We start from the raw sequence: 7,707 nt of genomic DNA, 5'->3' as shown, positions 1-7,707 counted from the left end.
CTCATGGTGGGTGCCAGCATTCGCCGTTAAGAAAGATACCATTCCAGGTTTTATTAATGAGGCTTGGACAAAGATAGATGAGCCCGGCGTCTACCGCGGGCAGTGTGCAGAGTTGTGTGGCCGCGCTCATGGTTTCATGCCGATAGTGGTGCATGCCATGGAAGAAGACGAGTTTGACGCATGGCTAGCAGAACAGAAAGAGTTGGCGATAGCCGAACAACAAGCCGCGAAAGATGCATTAGATGCGTCACTTTCTTTGGAAGAGTTGAATACCATCGGTGAAGAGGTTTACAAAACTCGATGTGCGGTTTGTCACCAAGCAAACGGTGAAGGCATTCCCGGAGCATTCCCTGCTATCAAAGGAAGTCCTATTGCCCTTGGTGATGTGGATGTTCATATCGACACCATTGTTTATGGTCGTGGCGGAACGGCGATGCAAGCATTCGATAATCAGTTAACCGAGAAAGAGATCGCAGCGGTAGTGACTTATCAACGAAATGCTTGGGGTAATAACACCGGCGATATTGTTCAGGCTTCAGATATCAACGCTTATAAGGCGAAGCAAGAAGGCAGTTCTGAAAGCTCAACGGATGATGCACAAAATGATGCTAAGGATCAGTTATGAGTTCACCAATCAATAAGCCGGTGAAATCGGCTCCAGCAGAAGATCAAGCACTGAGCCATTCTGTAGAAGGCACATTGGGTAATAATGATTTGCCTGTTGATGATCACGACTCACATGCGGCACCTAAAGGCTGGGCTCGTTGGCTGTATTCAACCAATCATAAAGACATTGGCACATTATATCTTTGGTTCAGTTTTGCGATGTTCTTAACGGGTGGTGCCATGGCAATGGTGATCCGTGCGGAGCTGTTCCAACCAGGGTTACAACTCGTTGAGCCCGATTTCTTCAATCAGATGACCACTGTCCATGGCTTGATCATGGTGTTTGGCGCAGTAATGCCCGCTTTTACGGGCTTGGCTAACTGGATGATTCCGATGATGATCGGAGCTCCAGATATGGCGTTGCCGAGAATGAACAACCTCAGTTTCTGGATTCTGCCTTTTGCATTTTTAATCTTGATCGGATCTTTGTTTACTGAGGGAGGCGGGCCGAGTTTTGGTTGGACATTTTATGCTCCGCTCTCAACAACTTATGGCCCAGACAGCACCGCGCTATTCGTATTCTCAGTTCATATTATGGGGATCAGTTCGATCATGGGGGCGATTAACGTGATCGTAACCATAGTGAACATGCGCGCGCCGGGTATGACTTGGTTCAAGCTACCGATGTTCGTATGGACATGGTTAATTACCGCTTTCTTATTAATAGCCGTGATGCCCGTGCTCGCGGGTGCGGTTACCATGGTGCTGACCGACAAATACTTTGGTACTAGCTTCTTTGATGCCGCTGGTGGTGGGGACCCGGTGATGTTCCAGCACATATTCTGGTTCTTTGGGCACCCTGAAGTGTACATCATGATCTTGCCGTCTTTTGGTATTGTCTCAGCCATCATTCCAGCATTCAGTGGCAAGCGTCTGTTTGGCTACCACTCTATGGTGTACGCGACTTGTAGTATCGCATTGTTGTCATTCTTGGTTTGGGCGCACCACATGTTCACCACGGGTATGCCAGTATTTGCCGAATTGTTCTTCATGTATTGCACTATGCTGATTGCGGTGCCGACCGGGGTGAAAGTCTTCAACTGGGTGGCGACCATGTGGCGGGGTGCTTTGACTTTTGAAACCCCAATGCTGTTTGCGATTGCCTTTATTGTTTTGTTTACGATTGGTGGGTTATCTGGATTGATGCTTGCTATCGTGCCTGCGGATTTCCAATACCACGATACCTATTTTGTTGTGGCTCATTTCCATTATGTTCTGGTGACAGGCGCCGTGTTCTCAATTATGGCCGCAGCTTATTACTGGCTGCCGAAATGGACAGGGCATATGTACGACCACAAGCTCAGTCTGTGGCACTTCTGGACGTCGGTAATCTCAGTTAATGTACTGTTCTTCCCTATGCACTTTTTAGGGCTAGCGGGCATGCCGCGTCGTATTCCAGATTACGCCATTCAATTTGCTGACGTTAACCAAGTGGTATCGATTGGTGGTTTTGCCTTTGGGTTGTCTCAGTTGATTTTCTTATGGCTGGCTATTAAGTGCGTAAGAGGCGGAGAGCCTGCACCAAGCAAGCCTTGGGATAGGGCTGAAGGGCTAGAATGGACAGTACCAAGCCCAGCGCCTCACCACACCTTTACTCATCCACCTAAAGTAGACTAGAGGGATTAGCTATGAGTGATAAGCAAAGCGATCCCAATCAAGATAAAAAACAACCAAAGCGCCTGTCTAATAAGCGCTCGACTAAAAAGCTGACGGGCTACTTGGTGTTGAGCGTGGTCGCGATGTTTGGCTTCGGTTTCGCTTTGGTTCCTCTGTATGACGTAATGTGTGAAGCCTTGGGGATCAACGGCAAAACCAACACGGTCTCTGCCGTTCAACCTCAGGGAATGCAGCCTGATTACTCTCGTACTGTTCGTGTTGAATTCATGTCGCACATTAAGCCAGATATGCCGTGGCAGTTTTCGCCTGAGGTTCGAGTATTAGAGGTTCATCCTGGTGAGGTGGTTCAAACTAACTACATTGCCAAAAACCTTTCTGGAGCCTCATTGGTTGGCCAAGCCGTACCATCGGTTTCTCCAGGTATGGGAGCAACTTACTTCAATAAGATGGAATGCTTTTGCTTTAATCAGCAGCCATTGGACGGGCACAAGAGCGCAGAAATGGGTTTGATATTTTACATTGAGCCAGATATTCCAGAATCGATACATACACTCACGCTCTCATATACGCTGTTTAACATCACGAGTCAGGTGAGTGGAGAGGCAAGTAAGCCTGAAGTGAGTACATCAACATTGAGCACACTCGCAAGTAACTAGGGGTTTACAGAACCAGAATCAACAAAAGGAGTTGAGCGATGAGTTCTAAAAAGGAAGTTTATTTCGTTCCACACCAAAGCCACTGGCCATTGGTGGGTGCTGTAGCACTGTTTTTGGTCGCAGTTGGCGCTGGCTTGACGGTGCAAAACATGGGCACCGACGCCGCAGGTGGAGTATTTGGCAAAGCGGTGTTGTTAGTCGGGTTTGCAGTGCTGCTTTACATGCTCGCAGGTTGGTTTAGCAATGTGATCACAGAATCATTGAGTGGTCTCTATTCTGAGCAGATTTCTCGTTCTTTTAGACAAGGAATGAGTTGGTTTATTTTCTCCGAAATCATGTTCTTCGGCGCTTTTTTTGGCGCGCTTTTCTATGCACGCATGATTTCTGTTCCTTGGATTGGTGGTGCGGGCAATAATGAAATGACCCATGAAGTATTGTGGCCGATGTTCCAATCAATATGGCCGCTAACGACTACCCCTGATGGCGTAACGACACAAGCCATGCCTTGGCAAGGTATCCCGCTTAAGAACACCATTATCCTGCTGCTTTCCTCTGTGACGCTGCACATGGCACATATCAGTCTTGAACAAAATAAGCGTATGGCTTTGATCGTCTGGTTGGAGATAACCATTGTTCTGGCTGGCTTCTTCCTGTTCTTTCAAGTTGAAGAGTATCTTCACGCTTATCAAGAGATGGGGCTGACACTTCAGTCTGGTATCTACGGCAATACCTTCTTCTTGTTGACTGGGTTCCATGGTTTGCATGTCTGTTTAGGAACTATCTTTTTGATCGTGTTGCTGGCAAGGGTTGCGAAAGACCACTTCACTCCGAAAGACCACTTTGCGTTCCAAGCGGGCAGTTGGTATTGGCACTTTGTTGATGTGGTTTGGTTAGGCCTGTTCGTGTTTGTCTATGTACTTTGATGATATACGGGGCTGCTTTAAGTCGTGTATTGAAGAATAAATAAGTTTGAAAACTTGAATGCCTTAGTAAGGTCTTGGATTTGGAGTGATGGTGCCTGAGGCTAGGGCAAGTAACAACAATAGCACGACGATGGCAGACAGCATCACACGGCGACCTAAGAAGTGACTCAGTCTTTTGCCATTGTGTTTACCAGAGGCGATTTGAATTAGGCCTTTCATCAAATTGAAAGCGATGAAGAACAGCAAAGCGACTAACACAATTTTAAACAACAACACAAAGGTAGATGACGCCATAGTGATAACTCCAAACCGATTGATTGATGATGAACACAAGTTCCGCAGTAAAGGTTTTTGGATAGCGGTTGTTTTAACTGTGGTTTCAGTCGGCGCTTTAATCAAGTTGGGTTTGTGGCAGTTAGATCGAGGTAACGAGAAATTGCGCTATGAACAGCAGCTATCAGAAAGAGCGCAGCAATCGTCTAGGTCATTGGACACGGTTATCTCTGAATGGAAGGGCTCGCGTACACAAATGCAAGGTGCATCTGAACAGCCGTCTTTAAATGGTTTGAGAGTTGACCTTGAGCTGGAAGCACCCAGTGGATTAGTGGTTTTGTTAGACAACCAGATTAACCAAGGAACGGTAGGGTATGTGATCTACATGTTGGGCGAAGTTCCAACACAAGATGGAAGAAAACAACTGTTGATCGATCTTGGGTTCGTTGCAGCGAGCCGTGACAGAAGAGAGCTACCCCAATTAGGAAGCATCACACTACCAACCAATATGTCAGGGCGTTTGTACACACGTTCGTTGAACCCTCTAAGTCATGAGTTGGGATTAGAAAATACGACACCGAATAGAATTCAAAACTTAAACATAACAGCGCTATCACAGTACACCGGGCAAGAAGTGCTGCCCTTTGTCTTCCAACCTCAGAGTTTAGATGCATGGCCCTATGAAATGTTATGGCGTCCAACGGCGATGAAATCTGAGAAGCACTTTGGTTACTCATTTCAATGGTTTGTTATGGCTGCGGTACTTTTGTTTTTGATGTTGTTAATTGGCTATCGGTACCTAAAAGCGACACCTATCACGGAGAACAACGATGGATAAGTCTCAAGCACAAGTGAACAGGGAAAGTACCGAGGCAAACATGGCTGAGCTCAGAAGCCGTCGTACTAAAGGACGCTTGGTATTAATCGGACTCGTTTTAATTTTCGCTTTGCCAGCCATTATCGCCAAAACTGTGTTGGATCAAAATTGGTATACGTCAGGTGTCACTAACTCAGGCGAATTGGTAGAACCAAGAATTACACTAGCGGATTTCGGCGTAACGGTACCCATGGCTGGAGAGGGTTGGGTTGTGGGTTATATCGCTCCCACAGAGTGTGAAAGCTTATGCGAACAACAACTCCATTATTTGAATCAAAGTTACTTGGCGCTAGGGAAAAACAAAGAGCGAGTGACCGCCGTTGTTTTCGTCTCAGAAGGTAACTCGTTGTCGGGTTCGCTCAACAAGCCTGATTTATCTTTGTTAGCAGGTGGTGATCAATTAAGTACTGAGTTTGCACCAGCTTCCATTGTCATAATTGACCCACTCGGGCAATTGGTTATGGAATACAAAAGTGTTTCTGATCCTTCGCAGCTAGTCAGCCAATCTAAAGGCATGATTCATGATTTAAGAAAGCTACTCAAGCTGTCACGAGTTGGGTAGTTAATCAGCTTAAGTTGATAAGCTTGAGTTGATGAGCTTTAGCAGATTGCGTTAATGCTGAGTGTTGTTAGCGAAAAGGGAATAAGTATAGGGAGATAAACGATGCAGAATAAAGCCCCTGATTTACTCATGCACATGATGAGATTAACTATCTTGTTAACCCTTACCGTGATTGTGCTCGGCGCTTATACCCGTTTGTCTGATGCTGGCCTTGGCTGTCCTGACTGGCCTGGGTGCTATGGAAAGATTACCGTTCCCTCGAATACCCAAGCCGTTAATCAAGCCAATCTACAATTTCCAGAACGAGCTCTCGAAGCAGACAAAGCTTGGATAGAGATGATCCACCGCTACTTTGCAGGAACATTAGGGCTGCTTATCTTTGTCGTTGTTGCTTGGTGTATTAAAAAGAATATAACAGCTGCTGGTCTTCCGTTACTTATCTCTGCAACCGTGATATTTCAGGCTTTGCTTGGAATGTGGACGGTGACTCTCAAGTTGATGCCCGTTGTGGTTATGGCGCATTTGATGGGGGGCTTCACGTTGTTGTCACTGCTGTGTCTGCTCTACTGTCGTTTGTCTCAATTCCAAAGCCGTTTTGGTGAGGCTACCTATTCTTCACCACTTAAAGTCTCGGCACTATTCGGATTACTCATTGTGGTTGGGCAGATACTGCTTGGTGGCTGGACATCGTCTAATTATGCCGCTCTGGTGTGTACCCAATTACCTATCTGTGAAGGGAACTGGACAAGCTATTTAGATTTCAAGAATGCCTTCGATTTTGCTCAACACGGCCATGATAACTATGAGTTTGGCGTGTTGGAGTATCCCGCAAGGCTTACCATCCATGTCATGCACAGGTTCGGGGCTATTGTGGCGACGTTAACGGTGCTGATGATCGTGTACCAGCTATGGAAATTTGGCCAAGCGCCTCACCAAAAGCTGAGCGTGATTGTCGCAATAGTCCTGTTTACTCAAATTAGCCTTGGGATCAGTAATGTATGGTTTCATCTGCCAATCTCAGTTGCGGTTTTGCATAACCTAGTCGCAGCGATGTTGCTCATCAGCATGGTTGTAACCAATTTTGTCGTGTGGCAACACAAACCGAGTGAGAGCTTGGTGAAAAACAGTGTATTACAAGGAGGTAATCATGGTCAGTAGAACGTCAACACAGTATGAAGTGGTGGCTCAAGACGCAGCCTTAACTCATAAGATAGCAGTCAACAATGACATAGCTTTAAGTAACGAAATTGCTATAAAAAACAAAGCCACTTGGAAAATTTATTTAACGCTGACCAAGCCTAAAGTGGTGGCTTTGATGTTGCTGACGGCATTGGTTGGAATGTGTTTGGCTGTGCCTAATGGATTACCTTTACAGCAAACTGTGTTCGGGATGATTGGGATAGGGCTGATGGCAGGTTCAGCCGCTGCGTTTAACCATTTGATCGATAAAAAGATCGACGGCCAGATGACTCGAACAAATCGACGTCCTTTACCATCCGGTGAACTGAGTAGTGTGCGTGTGTTCAGCTTTGCCGCGGGTATCGGCTTACTTGGGTTTGCCACGTTAATGGTGTGGGTCAATCAACTCACCGCTTGGTTAACCTTTGCAAGCTTGTTGGGTTACGCAGTGATTTATACCATGTACTTAAAACGAGCGACGCCACAAAACATTGTGATCGCAGGGATCGCAGGCGCAATGCCACCTCTACTGGGCTGGACGGCAGTCACCAACGAGCTTCATTCAAATGCTTGGTTGTTGGTGATGATCATCTTTATTTGGACACCTCCGCACTTCTGGGCGTTGGCAATTCATCGTCGTGATGAGTATGCCAAAGTGAATATTCCCATGTTGCCCGTGACCCACGGAATCGAATACACCAAGACTTCAATTTTGCTGTATACATTGTTGTTAAGCATCGTGTGTGTGTTACCAGTATTAGTTGGCATGAGCAGTTGGATATATCTGAGCGCGTCTTTGGTGCTCAACGGTGGGTTTGTCTATCACGCGTGGGTTCTGAAATATCGTGATGAACCTAATATGGCGATGAAGACCTTTAAGTTCTCCATTTATCATCTTATGATTTTGTTTGTTGCTTTGTTGGCGGATCATTATCTGCTCTGATAGCTCTGATA

At 46.2% G+C, this 7,707-nt stretch carries 9 protein-coding genes; 8 read left to right on the top strand and 1 reads right to left on the bottom strand.

Annotated elements, in window-relative coordinates; genetic code table 11:
- From AB4653_RS07795 to AB4653_RS07780, 4 genes are all read left to right on the top strand, one after another.
- Window positions 1-625 (top strand): c-type cytochrome (locus AB4653_RS07795; RefSeq protein WP_372103750.1); only part of this gene is annotated, 625 nt, incomplete at its 5' end.
- Window positions 622-2,283 carry a cytochrome c oxidase subunit I gene (ctaD, locus tag AB4653_RS07790; RefSeq protein ID WP_009845663.1) on the top strand — a complete coding sequence of 554 codons (1,662 nt, stop codon included), beginning with the start codon at window positions 622-624 and terminating at the stop codon, window positions 2,281-2,283. The genes AB4653_RS07795 and ctaD, both read left to right, overlap by 4 nt.
- An 11-nt stretch (window positions 2,284-2,294) precedes the next feature.
- Complete coding sequence (locus AB4653_RS07785; RefSeq protein ID WP_009845662.1) at window positions 2,295-2,939, top strand: cytochrome c oxidase assembly protein; 645 nt, start codon at window positions 2,295-2,297, stop codon at window positions 2,937-2,939.
- Between the two features lie 38 nt (window positions 2,940-2,977).
- A complete protein-coding gene (locus tag AB4653_RS07780; protein ID WP_009845661.1) occupies window positions 2,978-3,862 on the top strand; it encodes a cytochrome c oxidase subunit 3 in 885 nt (294 codons plus the stop codon).
- Window positions 3,863-3,925: 63 nt separating this feature from the next.
- Here the strand turns inward: AB4653_RS07780 and AB4653_RS07775 are convergent, their stop codons facing one another.
- Complete coding sequence (locus AB4653_RS07775; protein ID WP_009845660.1) at window positions 3,926-4,156, bottom strand: DUF2909 family protein; 231 nt, start codon at window positions 4,154-4,156, stop codon at window positions 3,926-3,928.
- Between AB4653_RS07775 and AB4653_RS07770 the strand changes: the two genes are divergently transcribed.
- The 4 genes from AB4653_RS07770 (at window position 4,095) to cyoE (ending at window position 7,696) form a co-directional block, all read left to right on the top strand.
- Window positions 4,095-4,973 carry an SURF1 family protein gene (locus AB4653_RS07770; RefSeq protein WP_102257518.1) on the top strand — a complete coding sequence of 293 codons (879 nt, stop codon included), beginning with the start codon at window positions 4,095-4,097 and terminating at the stop codon, window positions 4,971-4,973. The two genes, AB4653_RS07775 and AB4653_RS07770, sit on opposite strands and share 62 nt — an antisense overlap.
- Window positions 4,966-5,574, top strand: a complete 609-nt coding sequence (locus AB4653_RS07765) for a hypothetical protein (protein WP_009845658.1) — start codon at window positions 4,966-4,968, stop codon at window positions 5,572-5,574. The genes AB4653_RS07770 and AB4653_RS07765 overlap by 8 nt, the downstream gene beginning before the upstream one ends.
- Window positions 5,575-5,676: 102 nt before the next feature.
- Window positions 5,677-6,732, top strand: a complete 1,056-nt coding sequence (locus AB4653_RS07760; protein ID WP_009845657.1) for a heme A synthase — start codon at window positions 5,677-5,679, stop codon at window positions 6,730-6,732.
- The gene (gene cyoE / locus AB4653_RS07755) at window positions 6,722-7,696 is read left to right on the top strand and encodes a heme o synthase (RefSeq protein ID WP_009845656.1); all 975 of its coding nucleotides are present in this window, start codon (window positions 6,722-6,724) and stop codon (window positions 7,694-7,696) included. Before AB4653_RS07760 ends, cyoE begins: the two co-directional genes overlap by 11 nt.
- The last annotated feature ends 11 nt before the right edge of the window (window positions 7,697-7,707 follow it).

Source organism: Vibrio sp. 10N.222.48.A3 (assembly GCF_041475345.1).
Lineage (GTDB): Bacteria > Pseudomonadota > Gammaproteobacteria > Enterobacterales > Vibrionaceae > Vibrio > Vibrio tasmaniensis_A.
Note: the sequence above shows the minus strand (reverse complement) of the source record. Positions and strands in the feature narration are given on the sequence as shown.

Excerpts from the sequence above, each read along its gene's own strand:
- ctaD (WP_009845663.1), top strand. The coding sequence starts at position 622 with ATGAGTTCACCAATCAATAAGCCGGTGAAATCGGCTCCAGCAGAAGAT.
- AB4653_RS07785 (WP_009845662.1), top strand. The coding sequence starts at position 2,295 with ATGAGTGATAAGCAAAGCGATCCCAATCAAGATAAAAAACAACCAAAG.
- AB4653_RS07780 (WP_009845661.1), top strand. The coding sequence starts at position 2,978 with ATGAGTTCTAAAAAGGAAGTTTATTTCGTTCCACACCAAAGCCACTGG.
- AB4653_RS07770 (WP_102257518.1), top strand. The coding sequence starts at position 4,095 with ATGAAGAACAGCAAAGCGACTAACACAATTTTAAACAACAACACAAAG.
- AB4653_RS07775 (WP_009845660.1), bottom strand. The coding sequence starts at position 4,156 with ATGGCGTCATCTACCTTTGTGTTGTTGTTTAAAATTGTGTTAGTCGCT.
- AB4653_RS07765 (WP_009845658.1), top strand. The coding sequence starts at position 4,966 with ATGGATAAGTCTCAAGCACAAGTGAACAGGGAAAGTACCGAGGCAAAC.
- AB4653_RS07760 (WP_009845657.1), top strand. The coding sequence starts at position 5,677 with ATGCAGAATAAAGCCCCTGATTTACTCATGCACATGATGAGATTAACT.
- cyoE (WP_009845656.1), top strand. The coding sequence starts at position 6,722 with ATGGTCAGTAGAACGTCAACACAGTATGAAGTGGTGGCTCAAGACGCA.